The organism is uncultured Kiloniella sp., assembly GCF_937128705.1.
Taxonomy (GTDB): domain Bacteria; phylum Pseudomonadota; class Alphaproteobacteria; order Kiloniellales; family Kiloniellaceae; genus Kiloniella.
Window position 1 is genome coordinate 1 of sequence record NZ_CAKZMP010000207.1, and the last position, 18,954, is coordinate 18,954.

At 44.7% G+C, this 18,954-nt stretch carries 17 protein-coding genes; 6 read left to right on the plus strand and 11 right to left on the minus strand.

Annotated features, from left to right (window positions below; genetic code table 11):
- Positions 1–306 precede the first annotated feature (306 nt).
- From Q0241_RS11075 to Q0241_RS11095, 5 genes are all read right to left on the minus strand, one after another.
- The gene (locus Q0241_RS11075; RefSeq protein WP_299377326.1) at positions 307–1,209 is read right to left on the minus strand and encodes a dihydropteroate synthase; all 903 of its coding nucleotides are present in this window, start codon (positions 1,207–1,209) and stop codon (positions 307–309) included.
- A gap of 151 nt (positions 1,210–1,360) precedes the next feature.
- Entirely contained in the window at positions 1,361–2,287 is a 927-nt protein-coding gene (locus tag Q0241_RS11080) for a methylenetetrahydrofolate reductase (RefSeq protein ID WP_299377328.1), read from the minus strand.
- 45 nt (positions 2,288–2,332) lie between these two features.
- Positions 2,333–2,638, minus strand: a complete 306-nt coding sequence (locus Q0241_RS11085; protein WP_299377330.1) for a virulence factor — start codon at positions 2,636–2,638, stop codon at positions 2,333–2,335.
- Between the two features lie 10 nt (positions 2,639–2,648).
- Positions 2,649–3,266, minus strand: a complete 618-nt coding sequence (locus Q0241_RS11090) for a DUF1638 domain-containing protein (protein ID WP_299377332.1) — start codon at positions 3,264–3,266, stop codon at positions 2,649–2,651.
- Between the two features lie 21 nt (positions 3,267–3,287).
- Complete coding sequence (locus Q0241_RS11095) at positions 3,288–3,980, minus strand: corrinoid protein (RefSeq protein WP_299377334.1); 693 nt, start codon at positions 3,978–3,980, stop codon at positions 3,288–3,290.
- 427 nt (positions 3,981–4,407) lie between these two features.
- On the opposite strand from Q0241_RS11095, the gene Q0241_RS11100 reads away from it, so the two are divergent.
- A complete protein-coding gene (locus Q0241_RS11100) occupies positions 4,408–7,221 on the plus strand; it encodes an ATP-binding protein (protein ID WP_299377336.1) in 2,814 nt (937 codons plus the stop codon).
- 16 nt (positions 7,222–7,237) lie between these two features.
- On the opposite strand, the gene Q0241_RS11105 is transcribed toward Q0241_RS11100, so the two are convergent.
- The 4 genes from Q0241_RS11105 to Q0241_RS11120 all read right to left on the minus strand — a co-directional run bounded on the left by Q0241_RS11105 (position 7,238) and on the right by Q0241_RS11120 (position 11,634).
- Complete coding sequence (locus Q0241_RS11105; RefSeq protein ID WP_299377338.1) at positions 7,238–8,182, minus strand: DMT family transporter; 945 nt, start codon at positions 8,180–8,182, stop codon at positions 7,238–7,240.
- Between the two features lie 376 nt (positions 8,183–8,558).
- The gene (locus Q0241_RS11110) at positions 8,559–9,239 is read right to left on the minus strand and encodes a DUF4328 domain-containing protein (protein ID WP_299377340.1); all 681 of its coding nucleotides are present in this window, start codon (positions 9,237–9,239) and stop codon (positions 8,559–8,561) included.
- A gap of 138 nt (positions 9,240–9,377) precedes the next feature.
- Complete coding sequence (locus tag Q0241_RS11115) at positions 9,378–10,172, minus strand: ferredoxin--NADP reductase (RefSeq protein ID WP_366941174.1); 795 nt, start codon at positions 10,170–10,172, stop codon at positions 9,378–9,380.
- A gap of 508 nt (positions 10,173–10,680) precedes the next feature.
- The gene (locus Q0241_RS11120) at positions 10,681–11,634 is read right to left on the minus strand and encodes a glutathione S-transferase C-terminal domain-containing protein (protein ID WP_299377344.1); all 954 of its coding nucleotides are present in this window, start codon (positions 11,632–11,634) and stop codon (positions 10,681–10,683) included.
- A gap of 160 nt (positions 11,635–11,794) precedes the next feature.
- Here Q0241_RS11120 and Q0241_RS11125 point away from each other — a divergent pair, with 160 nt between their 5' ends.
- Positions 11,795–12,700, plus strand: a complete 906-nt coding sequence (locus tag Q0241_RS11125; RefSeq protein WP_299377346.1) for a LysR substrate-binding domain-containing protein — start codon at positions 11,795–11,797, stop codon at positions 12,698–12,700.
- A 151-nt stretch (positions 12,701–12,851) separates the two neighbouring features.
- Here the strand turns inward: Q0241_RS11125 and Q0241_RS11130 are convergent, their stop codons facing one another.
- Positions 12,852–13,691 (minus strand): hypothetical protein, encoded by an 840-nt coding sequence (locus Q0241_RS11130; protein ID WP_299377348.1) that lies wholly within the window; start codon positions 13,689–13,691, stop codon positions 12,852–12,854.
- Between the two features lie 188 nt (positions 13,692–13,879).
- Here Q0241_RS11130 and Q0241_RS11135 point away from each other — a divergent pair, with 188 nt between their 5' ends.
- From Q0241_RS11135 to Q0241_RS11150, 4 genes are all read left to right on the plus strand, one after another.
- Positions 13,880–14,377, plus strand: a complete 498-nt coding sequence (locus Q0241_RS11135) for a YcgN family cysteine cluster protein (RefSeq protein ID WP_299377350.1) — start codon at positions 13,880–13,882, stop codon at positions 14,375–14,377.
- Positions 14,378–14,444: 67 nt separating this feature from the next.
- On the plus strand, positions 14,445–15,098 hold the full coding sequence (locus tag Q0241_RS11140) for a ferredoxin (RefSeq protein WP_299377352.1): 654 nt from the start codon (positions 14,445–14,447) through the stop codon (positions 15,096–15,098).
- A gap of 225 nt (positions 15,099–15,323) precedes the next feature.
- On the plus strand, positions 15,324–16,994 hold the full coding sequence (locus Q0241_RS11145) for a formate--tetrahydrofolate ligase (protein ID WP_299377354.1): 1,671 nt from the start codon (positions 15,324–15,326) through the stop codon (positions 16,992–16,994).
- 177 nt (positions 16,995–17,171) lie between these two features.
- Positions 17,172–17,759 carry a DUF1415 domain-containing protein gene (locus Q0241_RS11150; RefSeq protein WP_299377355.1) on the plus strand — a complete coding sequence of 196 codons (588 nt, stop codon included), beginning with the start codon at positions 17,172–17,174 and terminating at the stop codon, positions 17,757–17,759.
- A gap of 14 nt (positions 17,760–17,773) precedes the next feature.
- Here Q0241_RS11150 and Q0241_RS11155 read toward each other — a convergent pair.
- The coding region (locus tag Q0241_RS11155) for an SLC13 family permease (RefSeq protein ID WP_299377356.1) at positions 17,774–18,954 on the minus strand (1,181 nt) is incomplete at its 5' end.

Here is an 18,954-nt window from a genome sequence, read left to right on the forward strand (position 1 = left end):
ACCCAGGCTACGCGCCGCTGTTAAGACAGGCGTTCCGATCGGAAAATCACCACGTCGACCAGAAGGGGTAAATACGATATGTGCATTCTTTGCCACGGATCTCTCCTTGTTCCTTTGCCCCTTGTTAGCGTTCTTATCCGTGTTGGCGTATGACGCGTGGGGCTTTGTGTTTAACTTTAGGATCTTTGTTGGAAATAGGGAAACTATAACCGAGACTAAAGCGAATTGTTTTTAAGTAAAAAGGCCCCCTTCGTAAATAAAATGAAGAGAGCCTTTTAATAAATACCAACTGTTCGCTGGAACTCGTTAGGCCCGTTTGCGTCTGTTACGACGCTCTCCACGTGCACTAACCTGACCTTCTGGGGCTGGCTCGCGGTATTTAGCGATCCACTTCAGACAGTCTTGATCTTTTGCAAGCAGAACGTCAGAAGCACGGATACCGGCCAGTTCTTCTTCGTGTAATGGGTTCATGATGGCGGATGTCATGCCCGCCGCTGCTGCCATGGCAAGGAAGTGTGCGTTCATGGCGTGACGGTTTGGCAGACCAAATGAGATGTTGGATGCGCCACAGGTGGTGTTCACACCAAGCTCTGTTTTCAGACGGTGGAGCAGGGCAAAGACCTGTTTCCCGGCTGTGCCCATAGCACCAATTGGCATCACCAGTGGATCAACAACAACGCGGTCGTGTGAGATACCGTGATCGGCAGCACGTTGGACAATCTTTTTGGCCACTTCATAACGTACGTTCGGATCTTCAGAAATACCGGTTTCGTCGTTGGAGATCGCAACAACTGCTGCATCGTATTTCTTCACAAGCGGTAGAACGCGCTCAAGAGATTCATCTTCACCGGTAACAGAGTTAACAAGCGCACGACCTTTATATACTTTCAGACCAGCTTCCAGTGCATCAATGATAGAAGAATCAATGCAAAGGGGAAGATCAGTCAGGCCCTGAACAAGTTGAATGGTTTCGGCGAGGATTTTTGGCTCGTCAGCAAGCGGAATACCTGCGTTGACGTCCAGCATGTGTGCGCCTGCGGCAACCTGTGCCAGACAGTCTGCTTCCACACGGCTGTAATCACCGTTGGCCATTTCTTCTGCAAGCTTTTTACGGCCTGTTGGATTGATCCGCTCGCCAATAATACAGAAAGGATCATCAAAACCAATCGCGATCTCTTTGGTCGCTGAACTAAGGATCGTACGGGTCATATCGGTGCGTCTCCGGTAAAGTAGCGGCTTGCAGGTCAAGCCATATGTTCTAAATTATGTATAGGACTTATATCAGAATTGCCTCTGCCGAATAGTCCTTTCAGGTAACTATTCGGCTATAGAAGCGACAAAGTTACAAGTTTTAGCAATATTATCCGATATCACGGTTAACCTTGAACCCTTTGCCTTTGGGGTCGACTGTAAAGTCGCCGTCAGTAACAGCATAGCTCCAAGCAGCAGATTTTTTCATACCGCCCAATGGATACATATGAACTTTTTTGATGCCACAATTCGGGTCTTCTGCGTGATAGCGGGCGAGGTCCATAACCAGTTTGTCCGGCGCATTGACGGTCATAAGTTTGGCGATGTTTTTAGCTTGTCGGGTCAGAACACGCATGGAAGAGCCAATGCCACAAGCTTTTGCGTGGTTCATGAGCGTTTTTAGGGTTGCCAGTCCGGGGACGCCAAGATGTATCGGAAGTTTGTTGCCTTCAGCTTGAATTTTTTTGTCCCAGGCAATGATCGGTTCTGCTTCGAAGCAGAACTGTGTGGCAATGTACATGTAAGCATCTGTTTGCTCTTTGAAGGCGTTCTTCCATGCAATAGCTTCACGCAGACCAACTTCGTTGATGTCAGGGCTTCCTTCTGGATGGCCGGCCACACCAATTGATTTTATACCGTATTTGTCAAAAAGTCCCGTTTCCATCAACTGCATTGAGCTTTCGAATTCGCCAAGTGGTTTGTCAACGGCCCCACCAAGAGCAACAGCGTGTTCAATGCCAACTTCGCCCTGTAGGGTTTTGAGGTATTCTTCAAAATCATTACGAGATCGAATAGAGCGCGCAGCAAAGTGTGGAAGGGGGATGAAACCTTCGTCTTTGAGGCGTTTCGACGTTGAAACGGTATCAGCAAAGTCAGAGCCGGGAAGAAAGGTGACAGCAATTTCTGTACCTGGGCGAAGGTGCACACGATAATCGGGTGTCTTTGCCGCTGATCCCGGTGTGGTTTCAATTGTAAAACCAGTCATGAAGTCGATGATTTGTTGTTTTACGACTTCTGGATTGAACTCTGTACTCATCTCATTAAACCTAAATGGGCGTTAGTCTTTAGCTTAACTGGCGACTTAACTATCGTTGGAAAGACCACCGTTTTGAACGAGGGCGTCTAATTTTTCGTCGGTGTATTCATTTTCGATCTTTGTTGCCATGGCTTGTGCTTCGGCATCCAGATTATCCCCGCAGTCTATGGGGGCGCTTCTGCGCCAGTGTTCCAGATATGAATCACTGTCTTTAAGTTTGGCTTTCATCGCGGCGCGGTCGATTGCTTTTTCAAAGCGTTCGTGTAACTGAATTTTCGCGTTTTTGCGCCCTGCTTTAACGATAACCTGCGCAGGGATATCCCGCCAATAAACAAGTGTTAATTTTGCCAATGTAAATCTCCTAGTTGATGGCAGACATAAAACTGCTCAACTCACCGTATCCCGTAAATTTGTATTGATATTCCAAGCCAATTTTTTCGGCTGCTTGCTGTGCCAACTCTTGAAGTTTCTGGTCTTCTGTCTGAGCCAGATACACAAGTTTTGTGTAGTTGCCAAAATACATTGGTAAAAGTTCAGGGTGTTTTGCAATGCCCATTCCTTCCATAATCAAGGTATCAAAATGTCTAACGAGATAATCTGTTAGGTAAAAACATGTGATGTCATCTTCATGCATCTGATCAAAGGCATCTAGGCCTGTGAAAAAAGCATAACAGTGGACGCCATCAATGCGTTTGACGCCTTCCTCTTCCAGAACTCTGTCCAGTTCACCGCCAGTACCGCAATCGCCATAAACGACAACAATATTTCCGTAAATATCTTTGTTTTCTTGGATTTTGTTACGGACGCCCTCTGGAATTTTATCTGGCGTGTTGTGCCAGATTGCTGGAAGACATGTAATCTCGAGATGATTCCAGCTATTCAGTTTATTAAGGGCAATAATTTCTTTGGCAACTGCGCCACATGCGATAAGGAGAGTTTTACTCTCCTTATCGTCGATGTGGGTGTTTATATCGGACATCGTCCTGAACTATTCGGCTTTTTAAGCTTGGTTATGTCGGCGTTGCATGGCTTCTTTCGCCATTTCAACGGCCACAGCAGCGTCTCGGCAGTAGTGATCTGCACCAATAGCTTCACCAAAAGCTTCGTTAAGTGGTGCCCCACCAACCATTACGACATAGTCGTCACGAATGCCTTTTTCTTTCATGGTGTCAATAACGACCTTCATGTAGGGCATTGTGGTTGTCAAAAGTGCGGACATACCTAGGATATCTGGTTGGTGTTCTTCTAGAGCTTCTAGATACTTCTCAACCGGGTTGTTGATGCCTAAGTCTATAACTTCAAAGCCAGCACCTTCCATCATCATAGATACTAGATTTTTTCCAATATCATGGATGTCGCCTTTAACAGTGCCGATAACCATCTTGCCAAGTTTTGGTGCACCGGTTTCAGCCAGAAGAGGACGAAGAATGCCCATGCCGCCTTTCATGGCGCCTGCAGCAAGAAGAACCTCTGGTACGAAAAGGATGCCGTCGCGGAAGTCAACACCGACAATGCGCATGCCTTCCACCAAAGCTTTGGTCAGAACATCATATGGGGCCCAGCCGCGTTCCAGAAGAATATTCACAGCTTCCAGAATTTCGTCTTTCAGACCATCATAGAGGTCATCATGCATTTGCAAGACAAGTTCGTCATCATCAAGCGTGCGCAGATCTAGATCATCTTCTTCAGACATGTCCGTATACTCTCATACCAAGGTTATATTTATTAGGGGAGCGATTATGCGACGCCACATATTTTATTCGCATGACCCCATGTATAACATTTATATAACTGTAAAAATTCCGCTTTGCATGTTCGATATGCGACGCTCATTTTTCCTTTGACGAAATAATGACAAACATTTGTTTGAAACGTCATGATATTGTAACGCATATACGCCCATTTTTAACTATTTAATAAGTCTTGGTCTGTAGATGTGATCTAGACGTTAAGTGGCCGGATGGCTCTGGGTCCTTTCTTGGGGATTTTCTTGGTATCTAATAAGGTATTAAATGCGCGCGTATATCGCAGTGTAATCATAAGTTTTGAACCCAATTGGGATTCTTACCAATTGAGATTCTTAATCGTAAATGATTACAGGTTAGAGTGAGGGATTTATTGTGATAAAGGGCGATGTGGAGCTGTTTGAGGCGACTGAAGGTGAGGACGGGGGGAGGAGCCGTGGGCTTACAAGAACTCTTTCTGTGCGTCGGTTACGTGTTCGGGCAATTCAACTGAACGTTGCCGCCTTTATTTTTTCAGCTCTATTAATTGGTTTATGGATAAATAGCACCTATAAGGAAGTATCCAGCGAAATTGATCAGCAAGTTCATACGGCTTTAAACCGTATTGCTTCCCCGTTAACACTTTTTCTCAAGAACATAGATGATGAAATTCCTCTGAGCAGTCGGCGTTCTGGGTTTGATAATGTTCAGTTTGTATCGATTTTAAATGCGGGTGGAACAATTGTTCTCGGGGATAAGTCTATACCTTTACCGCCTGAGCCAGAGCTCAAGTCTCTAGTTGAGAGAGTTGACTTGGATCGTGCCGCAGGGATCAGTTTACCATTTCAAGTTAACGATGAATGGTATGCAACAGTACTGCGCGAAATCAAGAGTAATGGTGACGAGGGCAGATCATATGTTGCATCGACTTTTCGTGTGCATGACTTTATGACGCGTTGGGCTGTTCTTGGCTTGCCCAAAAGATCACTGGTTTCAATTCAAACTGATACAGGTCGTTTGTGGCTAGACGATAATTTTTCCGGTGATTTAATCGGGCGAGAAACGCCTTATAAGCTAAATGAATTAGCCAAAAATGATGATGCCTCTGTTCTTGATCTTGATGGGGTAGAGCGGATTGTCATGAGCAAAGAGATTCACCATTTTGGTTTATCCGTCGTCATTGGTATTCCCGCTGATTATATCGAGGTCGTATGGCGTGATCGTTACTCTGCATCGGTTGGTTTTGCATTGGCGGCTAGCCTTGTCTTGATAATTGCCCTTTATCTGGGGGGGCGTGTTTTTGTTACGACGGCTCAGCGTCGGGATGGTGCGGTGCTTGCCCTTAAAGATAGTGAACGTCGATTTCGAGATATTGCAGGTGCGGCGACGGATTGGTTTTGGGAAATGGGGCCAGATTTGCGCTTTACTTTTGTGTCCCAACTTCAGGAATGGAATTTGTTGGGAAAATCCTTTAGTGATGTAAAGGGGGATGGTCTGACAGATGAGAGCTTCTTAAAGATATTGAAATCACGGTCTTCTTTTCGTGACCTCGAGCTTGTTGTGCCTGATTTGGCTGGTGTGTCGCGTATACTGCGATTAAGCGGTGTTCCTGTTTTTGACAAAAAAGGCGAATTTAAAGGCTATAGAGGGGCAGGAAGTGATGTAACAGAACGCAGAAAAGAGCAGCAAAAAATGGCAACTGCTCATGCGCGATTGTTTCGTGCGTTCGAAAGTTTTTCGGGAGCTGTCACTCTTTACGATGAAAATGATAAGCTGGTTGCATTCAATCGTCGTTTTCAGGAAATTTTCTTCCCCGGACGCCCCATGGCAATTCGGGTGGGTATGACCTATGAGGATGTCTCAATTTCCTATGTGAATACCGGCCAGGACCCTTTGAGCGTTGAGAAACGCGAGAGTTATATTAAGGCGATGATGTCGCGTCGGGGAAAAAGAAATCGGGAATTCCAGTTCTCTGAAGATTCTTGGCTGAAAATTACCGATCATAAGACCCCGGAAAATGATTTATTTACTGTTTATACCGATATTAGTGACTATAAAGCTCGTGAAGCGGAGCTAATGGATCTTAGTCGTGAAAATCATCGGTTGGCCGCTGCTGTAAGCTCAACAGACGCGGGGGTTATCATCGCAGATGCGCAGGAAGATAACCGTCCAATAATCTACACAAACCCTGCTTTTACAAAGTTAACGGGCTATACAAACAGGGAAATACCCTATCTCCATTCTGGTTTCCTGCAGGGGGATGATACTGATCCTCATGTACGGCATGTTCTGGAAACGAGCTTAAATGAAAATCGTCATGCCCGTGTTGATATGCTGAACTATCATCGGGATGGTCATACGCTTTGGAACCAAATTGATCTCAGCCCAATTTTTGATGACGATGGCAAGATTCAGTATTTCGTCTGTGTGATGCAGGACATTACAGAGCAAAAGCAGGTAGAAAAAGAACTAACTGTTCTCAAAGAAAGTGCCGAGTTGGCAAACAGGGCGAAATCAGAATTTATGGCCTTGATGAGCCATGAGCTTCGTACGCCATTGAATGCAATTCTCGGGTTCTCTGAGATTTTAGCAAATGAAATGTTCGGTCCTCTTGGTAGCCCTCGGTATAAGGACTATGCGCGGGATGTGAATGAATCAGGCAGCCATCTGCTTGAACTTATCAATGACATTCTGGATCTGTCGAAAGCAGAGGCGGGTAAAATTGAGCTTCACGAAGAACATTTTGACATTAACGATGTTGTGCAACGCTGTCATAAAATGTTGTCTGGCCGTGTTGAGCAGGCAAGCTTGAGTGTCTTGCTGCAGCTTGAAACAGGACTTCCAAGTCTTTGTGGTGATGAGCGTCGGATAAAACAGATTTTAATCAACCTGATTTCCAACGCCATCAAGTTCACACTACCGGGGGGGGATATAACGATCGCAAGTCACGTATCTGGCCGCGGCTTAGAGCTATCGGTTATGGATACAGGAATCGGCATGTCATCTAGTGAAATACCTAAAGCTTTGGCGCCTTTTGGTCAGGTTGATTCCAGTCTTAGCCGCAAGCACGAAGGGACGGGGCTTGGGTTGCCGCTATCCAAGCGATTGGCGGAATTGCATGGGGCTGAGTTTCTACTTGAAAGTGAGCCCGGTGTGGGAACAACCGTGACGTTGGTATTCCCTATTGAGGCTCAAAGATTGACGGCCTAGATCAAGCAGCGTGTTACTATTCCAATATTAGTGTAATAATCCCTGCTGTAATGAGGGCTATCCCAATTAACTCTATACGTTTTAGGCGTTCTTTAAAAAACAAGTAGCCAATAATCAGGGTGAATATAAGTTCTACCTGTCCAAGTGTCCTGACGTGCGCTGCATTCTCTAAGGTCATTGCGGCAAACCATCCCGCAGAACCAAGCATACCTGTTAATCCAATCCAGATCGCAGCTTTCCAGCTTTGAAGGACTCTGATGAATACATTGGGGGACGTGCTTAATATATAGCCCCCCATTATGAGGGTTTGAAAGCCAGTTACCCACACCAGTGTATAGGCTGACTGAATGGCAAATCCGCCTTCGCCCAATGATAGTGATGCCGCGCGATAGGATACGGCGGATACGGCGAAAAGTCCGCCAGCAACGAGCCCGGGGAGGATGCTTCTGTCTGTTGTTATTGCCCTTAACACTCGGGTTATAAATCTTGTGCTTTTGGTAAAAGGTGCTGAGGTGTCTTGTTTCTTTTTCTGATAGAGAGCAAGCACACCAACCAAACTTATTATGATGCCCGCGACAGCTTGAATGGATAGGTTGTCACCCAAGAGAACAAAACCAAACAGGGCCGTCTGGATGGCTTCTGTTTTGGTCAGGCTGGTGCCAACGGCAAAATTTCTTTGTCCAAATAGCCAAACAAGAAGAAAGGTTGCGAGTATTTGTGCAATTCCCCCCACCGCGCCGTAGCTTAAGAAGGTTACGTTTATTGGTGGAAGCAGGTTCGTGTCGGAGCTTTGGAAATTAAGTAAGGCAGTCAAATATACCCAAGTAAAGGGAACGGCATAGAGAAAACGTGCGTAGGTCGCACCTGTTGTATCCAGCCGACCTTTAAGGTGCTTTTGCAGAGCTGTGCGAATATTTTGAAATAGCGCAGCGGCAACTGTGATGGGAATCCAGAGTTCCATAATTTCGATCTTGTTTAAGTATGCTTATGTGTATTGGCTTTGTGCTTTAAAAAACACCTTTAATTCCATAAAATCAATTTCGTAATAATTTTGCCAACACTAAGAATATCTAATATGAAGTCGCGTAATCTGTTGCACCCTCTTTCTGCAGTGCGTGCCTTTGAGGCTGTAGCTCGATTACGAAGTATTTCTTAGGCGGCTATAGACCTTGGTGTAACACAACCTGCTATTCGTAAGTAGGTGAAGAAGCTTGAAATTATATTTATGAGGAAGCCGTGCCTTGGGAAATCCGCATGTGTTCTTAGTTAAGAGGTCGTTGCTATCTCTAGTGACTAACAGTTGGCGGTCGCTAATGTTTTTTAAGCAATATTTTTAGCTAGGCGAATACTTCGCTTATGGGATTGCTTTGATTCTCCTGCAATAGATTAATCTCTTTAACCATTTTAATGGTAAGAATGATAGAGATAATTGAAACGATATTGCTGGAAAAGAATATGCGGTCTGCGTTAATCAGTTCGTGTGGTTCAACTGCTGAGTCAGTTATTTTGAGGCTGATTTGGGAGAATAAATTATCTGCAATCCAAGCGACCCACCATAACTTCAAAAATAAAGGGGTCGTGTGTGTGTGATTGTAGTCTGGTCCTAATTTACTGGCCTTCCAAATCTCTGCTGGAATTTTATAAGACTTCCAGAGATTTGCGATTGGAATAAAGAACCAGCCAACAGACCAGCCTGGTGTATGTCTAATTTTTCCTTGGGTGAAAGTGTGACTGTTAGAATTAGTACGATAGATCCACATGAAAAATAAAACGATGTAAAAAATAAATGCTAAGGCAGATGCAAGATTAAGGATTTCAATCCATAAATCATTATTAGCTATGCGTGAATCGAGCTGCTCTGTTGAATTGTAATTACCACGTTTTATGTCTTCTAGTAAGGATAATTCAAAAAGTGTAGCTATTTGCACTGCCACAAGAGATGCAATTGCAATGTAGCTTGCCAGTAAAACTTGATTTGAGCGTTTAGAAATATTTTTGAATTCGATGCTAGTAGGCATAGGAATGTCTTTATATCAATGATTAAGGGTAAATTTATCACTGAGTATGGTAGGTTGGCAATAATATTCAATATAGAGATAAGAAACAAAAACGGCGCCACTTGGGCGCCGTTTTTTATGTGATCCTGATGATTTTCACTAGCCTACAAAAGCTTTCTCAACAACGTATTCACCTGGTTTGCTGTTGGCGCCTTCGCTTAGGCCTGCTTCTTCGCAAAGCTCAGCACAGGATTTAAGCATTTCCATAGAGCCGCAGATCATGACGCGGTCTGTTTCAGGGTTCAGAGCTGGTGTCTCAAGATCCGTTGTGATTTTTCCAGAGCGGAAGAGTTCAGGAATCCTACCGCGGCGAACAAAGTCTTCGCGCGTTACTGAGTTATAGTATCTCAGCTTTTCAGAAACCATTTCGCCAAGAAATTCGTGCTCATAAAGGCTTGAAACGAGCTCTTCGCCGTATTTTAATTCTTCTTTATAACGGCAGCTATGAATCAGGATAACTTCTTCGAATTTGTCGTAAGTTTCCGGATCACGGATAACGCTGGCAAAAGGTGCAAGTCCTGTACCTGTTGACATCATGTAAAGACGCTTGCCGGGAACCAGTGCATCAAGGACCAGCGTTCCGGTTGGTTTTTTGCCCAAGAGAACCATGTCGCCAGGTTTGATATTTTGTAGGCGAGATGTAAGCGGACCGTTTGGAACTTTAATGGAATAAAGTTCGATCGTTTCATCCCAGGCTGGGCTGGCAATAGAATAGGCACGCAAGAGTGGTTTGCCGTCAACCATAAGGCCAATCATGACAAATTCACCTGTACGAAAGCGAAAAGCTGCTGGACGTGTGATTTTAAAGGAAAACAGCGTGTCCGTGTGGTGGGTAACAGACAGTACAGTTTCACCGGTTACCGATTTAGGTAACGGCTTTTCAGTGGTTGCCATGGTATCACCCGGTGTTGGATCCGCTATTGCCAATTGCTCAACAGTCATTAACTGCTCCTGATTCCTTACTATGACAGCGTGGCTCGTAAAAGCCTTTGCTACAAATTCGTTCATCTGTGGCCGGGAATTCTATTCCCAGTCGGAATAAGCACTAAATAAATTGCCTTTTGATTGAGGCATTTATTTAGTGCTTATCAGTGCGCTGACAGACGTGTTGTCGGGCACACCCTTATAATCTCGCCTGTGGTGTCATGTAATTTGGGACGAGTATGTATCATACATATAGTGTTTTGCATATTACATTTAAGTTTGATTTAACATAGTTGACAGTAATATCAAGGACAATATCCAAATAAATTGTGTTGTATTTTATTTCTGCAAATTAACTAACTGATATAGAATGTTAAACAATTAACACTTAATTGGTGTTGATTGTGTGATGTTGGGTGCGGTAAATCGTAGCACTTGCTTTCTCGGTTTGTTGAATTCGTGATTCGCGGGTTGAATTTCACCTCAAGTCATCTCTGCCATGTGGTTCTTTCCAATCAAGGTCTGGCATCACAGGGATAATATTGAATGGGTTGTTCGACGTATCATTTTGGAAACTGGCTGCTACAATAGTTGGGAAGTTAACGGCGCTTTCGATCAATTGTGTTTGGTATAAATCTCTCGTGTAGGCCCATAAGTTTGGGTAGTCGATTAGCCGTTTTTTTGTGCATCTGTGCAATGTGTAATACACGAGGTCAAACCTGATAAGGGTTGTGAATAGCTTCCAGTCAGATGCGGTCTGATTGTTTCCAAAAAGAAATCGTTTTTTCGTAAGTATCAGTTCCAGTCTGTCCAGAGTATCGAACACAAGTTCAACAGCTTGGTTGTAAGCATGTTGGCTTTGGGCAAAGCCTGCTTTGTAAACGCCGTTACTCAGCCCGTTATATATCCAGCTCTCTGTGGCGAGCATCTCTTCTATAAGTGCGGACGGATAGTAAGTCAGGCGGCGTTGACCTTCTGTCTCAACTTTATCGAGTGCAAGCATGATTTGGGATGACTCATTGGAAATGATTTGTTGAGTCTGGCAATCCCAGAGGACAGGCACAGTGGAGCGACCGGTATAAGTATGATCACTTAAAGTGTAGAGCTGATGTAGATGGTGTATTGTCTGGTTGGATCCGGGGATCTTCCATTCGCTTCCACCATTTATTGCATATCCTTCCAGACGGGGACCATGAGCGATATGAAGGGGAATATGTTTGTCCAATTTTTTCAGATGACGCATTAGCATGGGTCTTTGCGACCATTGGCAACTATTCGACCCAATAAGCCAATAGCGACCTGGTGAAGTGGCAATATTGTCAATGACATCTGTTGGGATTTCACCATTATATTTACTTTCAGGGCGAATATATGCACCGCCATGAATGATGTCATCTTTGTCAGTCCATTGTCCTTTATGCAGCATACCCATGTGACTCGCCTTCTTTCTTAGAAAATTATTATATCTATTTGATATTTTGTATTATTTCTTAATTTATGATTTTCGTTGTTTTAACGTTTCAATTCTTTTAATGGATTTTTTGAATTTACACTGTTCACAAAATCAATGATTTTGGTCTATAAAATAACCCATGAAAAATTTACCACTAAATGCTTTACGGGCTTTTGCAGCTGTCTACGAAACAGGTGGTATAAGGCCAGCCGCGCGGCTCCTTGAAATCACACATTCATCCATTAGCAAGCATGTTCAGGAATTGGAGGCATGGATCGGCGTTCCTTTGATCGATCGCGAACAAGGCGTGAGAACAATTAAGTTCAGCCCTCAAGGGGAAGATATAGGGCGCGTTGCACTTGAAAATCTAAATGATATAGCAAGTGCCGTAGAGGCCGTTCGGGAGAGCAAACAAGGAAATGCTGTAACAATCTCAACGACGCCGTCCTTTGCTGCACGGTGGTTGCTTCCCAGGTTGCAAGATTTTAATGCGACTTTCCCGTGGATAGAGCTGTCCATTGTTGTCGATCAGAAATTAAACTTTGCCGGCGACCATGGGGCTGATATCGCCATTCGAATGGGGCAGGGGCCTTGGGAAGGGTTGGAATGTACACCATTAATGAATGAGCTGCTTTTTCCGGTAATGAGTACATCATTCTGGCTAAAGGTGGGGCGCCCTACCGAATTATCAGCCTTGGATGGTTTGCCCCTGTTGCATGATCGTGACCCGCAGGCAAGTTGGCAGCGTTGGTTGTCAGAACAGGACGGGTTGGTTTTTGATACACGTGCTGGACCGCGTTTTGCTTCTTCAGATCTGGTGCTTAGGGCGGCAGTGCAAGGCTTGGGAGTGGCGCTGGCACGGGGACGGTTGGTTGAAGACGATTTGGCAACGGGCTTGCTTATCAAACCGTTCGAAGGAAAAGAAGCAACACTTTCCCAGGCTTATTGGCTGCTTCATCCTAAGGGGAAAAAGAAATCGATTGCGATTAGCAAAGTTATTGAATGGCTAAACATGATGTCTGAGCAGGAGTTGCACGAGCCCTGAGGGGGCGTGCAACTCCTTGAAAGACCAGTTATTTCCTTGCAAGCAAGCTATAGAGGCAAAATCTTGTCGTAAAATCGGATTTAACTTATCGGTTAGAGCCTAGAAGACCTGTGGCGCGACATAACTAGGCTTGGTCAGAAAGAAGTTGTGGTTATTGTGGTGTTGTTAGCTGTAAGAGAACTCTGTTCTCGAGTTTTAGAGACTGAAGCTGTTTGCCAAAGTGTTTTTGAATTAGTCTGCCCATTAAGCCTGTTTCTTTTGCCTTTCGAAGCGCTTGTTCCAAAATTGGTTTCAAATGTTTGTTTTCCTTGCGAATATAAAAATGAAAATCTCTGTCATATTTAAATAGAAGATAGGGTTCTATTGCTAGTTTTGGGTAGTGTTTGGCCTCCTGAACTACCTCGGTCACACTGCGGGAAAAATAATGAAATAGACGGTCTGTCATCTCTGGTTTTATATGGAGTAACCGATTGTAAATTGATCCCCAGTCTCCGTCTATAATACGATACGGTAGATTGTTTTCTTTCCATACCTCTTCGTCAAACCAGTTTGCGCCAAAGGCACCAACTTTTTGAGATTTGCGAAAATCTTCAATGGTTTTTATATGGGCGTACTCATTTATGGCATAGGGGGGAATAAACAGAACTCTCTGTCCCATCATCCCGTTTGTCAGATCAATATTGATATCAATGTACTTTTCATTCCGTTCTTTGGACTTCAAAAGCCAGATGATATCAAGATCACCTTTCTCAAACATGATCACTAACCGTTTTTGGGGTAAATCCCCTTTGTTGATCACTTTCAGAGTATGGCCGTTTAATGCCAGAGCAGATATCAAAAGCTCGTGATAATATAGGGATGTGCCTTCTTGCCGTTCATCCATCCTGAGTGCAAAAGTATCGGCCTCGACTATTAATGGAGAAACGAAAAGCAAAAGGGGGAAGAGAAAAAGAGTTCTATAAATTAAACGAAACACAAACAACTGTCTCATCTTGACTGAGATCCTTATCTGCGAGCGTGAAGATATACATAAGCACATGGGTGGCAGGCCCAAATTTTTTTTTAGTATATATAAGATTTGTTACTTATAATTTAATTATCTAAATATGCACAAAATGATGCCTTAAATGGGGCATGAAAAGATTATACTCGATAACTATAAAAAGCATGTTACGTCGTATGTTGAGAGAAAAAGAAGAGAAGCCTTTTTGGAAAACAAAAAAGCTGGCAGATATGACACCCACTGAGTGGGAAAGTCTCTGCGATGGGTGTGGCAAGTGCTGTCTTGTGAAGCTGGAAGACGCCGATACAGAAGAGATTGTTGATACAGATGTTGTATGTAAACTTTTGGATCTTGGAACTTGCCAATGCAGCTTATATGAAACACGCCATAACTATGTACCTGATTGTATCAAGGTCACCGCAGATAATATCGAAACATTGAGCTTCATGCCGCCAACCTGTGCCTATCGCTTGTTGCATGAAGGGAAGGATCTTCCCTGGTGGCATCCGTTGATTACAGGCAATCCAAATTCAGTTCATGACGCCGGAGTATCGGCTTTGGATAAGGTGGTTTCTGAAACAGACGTTGAGGATGCTGATCTGGAAGATCATATTGTGGAGTGGCCTCAAGATCCAAGCCCTCCAGAGCCTTGGGTTCGTTACTCAGAGAGTTGATACGAGGAATAGTCCACTGAAACTTGATGATTTCACAAGTGACCTTGAAAACAAGGGCTTTGTATTGATGGGTGTTTTTCACCCCGAGCCAGATGATCATGTGCCAGATCTATCATCAGGGCAGGTCGCTTTGTCGGTTGTCATGGTCGGGAATATTGGTTCTGGTGATTTCTGGTCAGCCTTTCAAGGGGCTAATGAATATTTGAACGCTGTTCCTGATCCGATGGATAGCTGGACAAAAAGAGTTATTGAACCAATAGCGTCTGAAGCTGGTGGTGAGGCGCTTTTTCCCTCGGATGGTCCTCCCTATCATCCTTTCCAAAGGTGGGCATCGCGTGGTGTAGACCTATTCCCCAGCCCGATTGGTTTATATATTAGCCCCATGTGGGGGACTTGGCATGCTTTACGGGCAGCTATCGCACTTCCGATTAGGCTGGAATTGCCGGTTATGAACGCAGAAGCTGTGAGCCCCTGTTTGAGCTGCATTGAGCAACCCTGTTTACATACCTGTCCTGTGGATGCTTTTGATGTTGATAGGGGGTATGATTATCTTGCTTGTGCTCGCCATGTTGCATCCAGCGATGGCACATCCTGTGCTTCAAAGGGGTGCCTGGCCCGCAGGGCTTGTCCGATAGGGCAGCGGTATACTCTTAATGATGATCACGCAGCATTTCATATGGCTGCGTTTGTTAATGCTCGAAAATTATTAAGAGAAATATAGTATATATTTCAATTTGTTAGGCTGTCTTAGATGTAGTTTATGGTCGTTGGGCTGCCTTTAGTGATTTGAAATTCGTATGCTATGATAGTTTATTGCGAATGCTAAAACGACCTGATTTCGGTGTTTCTTGATGACGGAGTGACGCTCTTGCGATATCTCCAAAAGAAAACCCCAGTTAATGTCTCTTGAAATTTTGTTACCGATACGTAGGGAGGGCAAAGCCCCATGGCCAAGAGTGATATTGAGATTGCCCGCGAGGCAAAGATGCAACCAATTACTGAGGTTGCCAAGAAAGTTGGAATTCCTGCTGACCAGTTGCTTCAGTATGGTCCGCACAAAGCAAAGCTGTCTTTTGATTTCATCAATTCCATCCAGGGAAATAAGGATGGTAAACTGATTTTGGTAACAGCGATCAATCCAACACCGGCGGGTGAAGGTAAGACAACAACGACCGTTGGTCTGGGTGATGGCCTGAACCGTATTGGTAAAAAGGCAATCATGGCTCTACGTGAACCATCATTGGGTCCGTGCTTTGGTGTTAAAGGTGGTGCTGCTGGTGGCGGTTACGCCCAGGTTGTTCCAATGGAAGACATCAACCTTCACTTCACAGGTGACTTCCACGCAATTGGTGTTGCGCACAATCTTTTATCTGCACTTTTGGACAACCACATCTATTGGGGTAACGAACTGGGTATTGATTCCCGTCGTGTTCAGTGGAAACGCGTTGTTGACATGAATGACCGTGCTCTACGTGCGATTACCAACTCCATGGGTGGTGTTGCTAATGGTTTCCCTCGGCAGGACGGTTACGACATCGTGGTTGCATCCGAAATCATGGCTATCTTCTGTCTTTCCAAGGATCTGAACGATCTCTCTAATCGTCTTGGGGATATTATTGTTGCTTACACACGTGAGAAACAGCCAATCTATGCCCGCGATCTCAAAGGTCCAGGGGCAATGGCTGTTCTGTTGAAAGATGCGATTTCACCCAACCTGGTTCAGACGCTGGAAAATAACGCTGCTTTCATCCACGGTGGTCCTTTCGCGAACATCGCGCATGGTTGTAACTCTGTTATCGCAACCAAGACTGCTCTGAAACTTGCAGACTACGTTGTGACAGAAGCAGGTTTTGGTGCTGATTTGGGGGCAGAGAAGTTCTTCGACATCAAATGTCGTAAAGCGGGTCTGAAGCCAGCTGCAGTTGTTATCGTTGCTACCGTTCGTGCGCTGAAAATGCATGGTGGTGTAGCTAAAGCTGATCTTGGTAATGAGAACGTTGAAGCTGTGACCAAAGGTTGTGAAAACCTTGCGCGTCACATTGCCAATATCAAAAAATTCAAAGTTCCTGCTGTTGTTGCTATTAACCAGTTTATTACTGATACCGACGAGGAAATTGCTGCTGTTTCTGCTGCTTGCGAAGCGCTGGGTGCAAAAGCAATCGTTGCCAGTCACTGGTCAAATGGTGGTGCAGGTACCGAAGAATTGGCTCATCATGTTGTTGAGCTTGCAGATTCTGGTGTTGCAGACTTTACACCGCTTTATCCTGATGAAATGCCGCTATGGGAAAAAATTGAAACCATTGCGACAGAAATTTATGGTGCAAGCGAAGTTATTGCTGATGCTGCTGTTCGTAAGCAGATTGCAGAACTTCAGGAAAATTACGGTCATTACCCTGTATGTATGGCAAAAACTCAGTACAGCTTCTCAACTGACCCGGCACTTCTTGGTGCACCATCAGGTCATGCAGTTCCTGTACGTGAAGTTCGCCTTTCAGCGGGTGCTGGTTTCATCGTGGTTGTTACCGGTGCGATCATGACAATGCCTGGTCTGCCGCGTCAGCCTGCAGCAAATAACATATATCTGAATGAACAAGGACAGATCGAAGGTCTGTTCTAAGTTTTTGGAATAAGTATTCAAAAGGCGACCCTTGTGGTCGCCTTTTTTGTTGCCGTCTTTTGGTCTGATTACAATGTTTTAAGGCATCACTGATTTCCCAGATCTAGTTAATTTTCAGATGTCATTGGTTTTCAAGTCTTGCTGGGCAATGCATAGAATTGGGTCTATAACTTTTATATGTCTCAGCTATATCCTCCTTATACCATTGCCAATGCTCAAGAACTGACCAAATTGTGGGTTGATGCAATGGTCATCGGCCAAAACCTGTGCCCCTTTGCTGCACCAGAACGAAGTCGTGGGTCAATTCGTTATGTGGTGGTTCAAGAACAAGATCTCTCGGCAGCGATGGATGGATTTCTAAACGAGCTTTTATTCTTACAGAAAAGTCCAGAGGAAGAGGCTTCTACATCGCTTGTGATTTTTCCCGAAGGGTTCGAAGATTTTGAAGTCTTTTTAGATTTACTAGATGTCGCAGAAGATGCTTTGGTCCAATCAGGTGTTGAAGGCTTATTCCAGCTCGCCAGTTTCCACCCTGACTACCAGTTTGCTGATCTTCCCGCAGAAGATATTACCAATTGGACAAACAGGTCGCCTTTCCCTGTTCTTCATATCATTCGCGAAGGACAGATGGGGCGTGTGCTCGACAGCTACAAATCACCGGATGAAATACCGGAACGAAACGTAGCTTTAATGGAAAAGCTAGGTGCTCAAGGGCTAATAAAATGCTTTCCACCATTTCAGGATTACATCAAATCAACAGCCTAAACTAATGCAAGTGCCTATAGTGGCCAGAAGAACAGGATTGCCGGAACAGAGATTGTGACAACCAGTATTTCCAAGGGGAGGCCCATCCGCCAATAGTCACCAAAACGATAGCCACCAGGCCCCATGATGATTGTATTGTTTTTATGTCCGATAGGGGTCAGGAAAGCGCAAGAGGCTGCAACAGCGACGCCCATCAGAAAAGGATCGGGGGAGGCTCCGATGGCATTCGCAATATCCAGCCCTATGGGGGCGGCAATCAGAGCTGTGGCGACATTGTTCAGAAAATCTGACAAGGTCATGGTGACAACAATCAAGACTGTCAATATACCCCAATGTGGCCAACCTGTGGTTTGAGCAACGATCAATTCTGCGATAAGTTTGGTGCCGCCAGAATTCTCCAAGGCGATACCAAGTGGTATAAGCGAAGCCAGAAGTACAATAACCTTCCATTCGACACTTTCATAAACTTCTCGTCCAGAGACAACACCAAGTGCTGCAAAGGCAATAACACAGCCAGCCAATGCGATGGGGAGGTAAACTAAGCCTGCGACTGACAAAGCAATGGCACCGAGGAATAAGCCTATCGCGAGTGAAGCTTTTTTGCGTTGAATGACAGAGTGCTGTTTTTCAGCTAAAGGAAGAACGCCGAGCCAACTCATAACTTCTGCTAAGCGATCTTCAGGGCCAAGAAGAAGAAGCATGTCACCGCTTTCAACCCTTAGCTTACGAACACGTTCGCGAAAGCGTTTTCCTTGTCTGGAAACGCCCAGAAGTGTAACGCCGTGTCGAGAAAGAAGTCTTAGACTATTACTTGATCTTCCTTCTATTCTTGCGCCTTCGGGAACAATCGCTTCGGCAAGTTTTAATGAAGAGCTCGTCAGACCGTGTTCGTGCTTTTCTTTTCCTGCGAAGTCGAGTTCTGCGCTCCCTAAAAATGCTTCGATAGATTTTGGGTCGCCCTCAAGTACCAGATGATCATCCTTTCGAATTTCTTCGTAACGTGCAAAGCCGGGGAACCGTCTGCCGCGCCTTACCAATCCAAGAACAGTGATGTCATGTTCATTGGCAAGGGGGTAGAGTTGGTTCATTGGAATGCCGATAGATTTAGAATCTTCGGGAACCTTTGCTTCAGCAACAAAAAGATCAGTGTCTTCGTCATTGCGGATACTTCCTACGGGGCCTCTTCTCGGGATCA

Bases quoted from the DNA above. Each gene is read 5' to 3' on its own strand.
- Q0241_RS11135 (WP_299377350.1), top strand. From the start codon at position 13,880: ATGTTGAGAGAAAAAGAAGAGAAGCCTTTTTGGAAAACAAAAAAGCTG.
- Q0241_RS11130 (WP_299377348.1), bottom strand. From the start codon at position 13,691: ATGAGACAGTTGTTTGTGTTTCGTTTAATTTATAGAACTCTTTTTCTC.
- Q0241_RS11095 (WP_299377334.1), bottom strand. From the start codon at position 3,980: ATGTCTGAAGAAGATGATCTAGATCTGCGCACGCTTGATGATGACGAA.
- Q0241_RS11125 (WP_299377346.1), top strand. From the start codon at position 11,795: ATGAAAAATTTACCACTAAATGCTTTACGGGCTTTTGCAGCTGTCTAC.
- Q0241_RS11080 (WP_299377328.1), bottom strand. From the start codon at position 2,287: ATGAGTACAGAGTTCAATCCAGAAGTCGTAAAACAACAAATCATCGAC.
- Q0241_RS11120 (WP_299377344.1), bottom strand. From the start codon at position 11,634: ATGGGTATGCTGCATAAAGGACAATGGACTGACAAAGATGACATCATT.
- Q0241_RS11090 (WP_299377332.1), bottom strand. From the start codon at position 3,266: ATGTCCGATATAAACACCCACATCGACGATAAGGAGAGTAAAACTCTC.
- Q0241_RS11115 (WP_366941174.1), bottom strand. From the start codon at position 10,172: ATGGCAACCACTGAAAAGCCGTTACCTAAATCGGTAACCGGTGAAACT.
- Q0241_RS11075 (WP_299377326.1), bottom strand. From the start codon at position 1,209: ATGACCCGTACGATCCTTAGTTCAGCGACCAAAGAGATCGCGATTGGT.
- Q0241_RS11140 (WP_299377352.1), top strand. From the start codon at position 14,445: ATGGGTGTTTTTCACCCCGAGCCAGATGATCATGTGCCAGATCTATCA.
- Q0241_RS11150 (WP_299377355.1), top strand. From the start codon at position 17,172: ATGTCTCAGCTATATCCTCCTTATACCATTGCCAATGCTCAAGAACTG.
- Q0241_RS11110 (WP_299377340.1), bottom strand. From the start codon at position 9,239: ATGCCTACTAGCATCGAATTCAAAAATATTTCTAAACGCTCAAATCAA.
- Q0241_RS11145 (WP_299377354.1), top strand. From the start codon at position 15,324: ATGGCCAAGAGTGATATTGAGATTGCCCGCGAGGCAAAGATGCAACCA.
- Q0241_RS11105 (WP_299377338.1), bottom strand. From the start codon at position 8,182: ATGGAACTCTGGATTCCCATCACAGTTGCCGCTGCGCTATTTCAAAAT.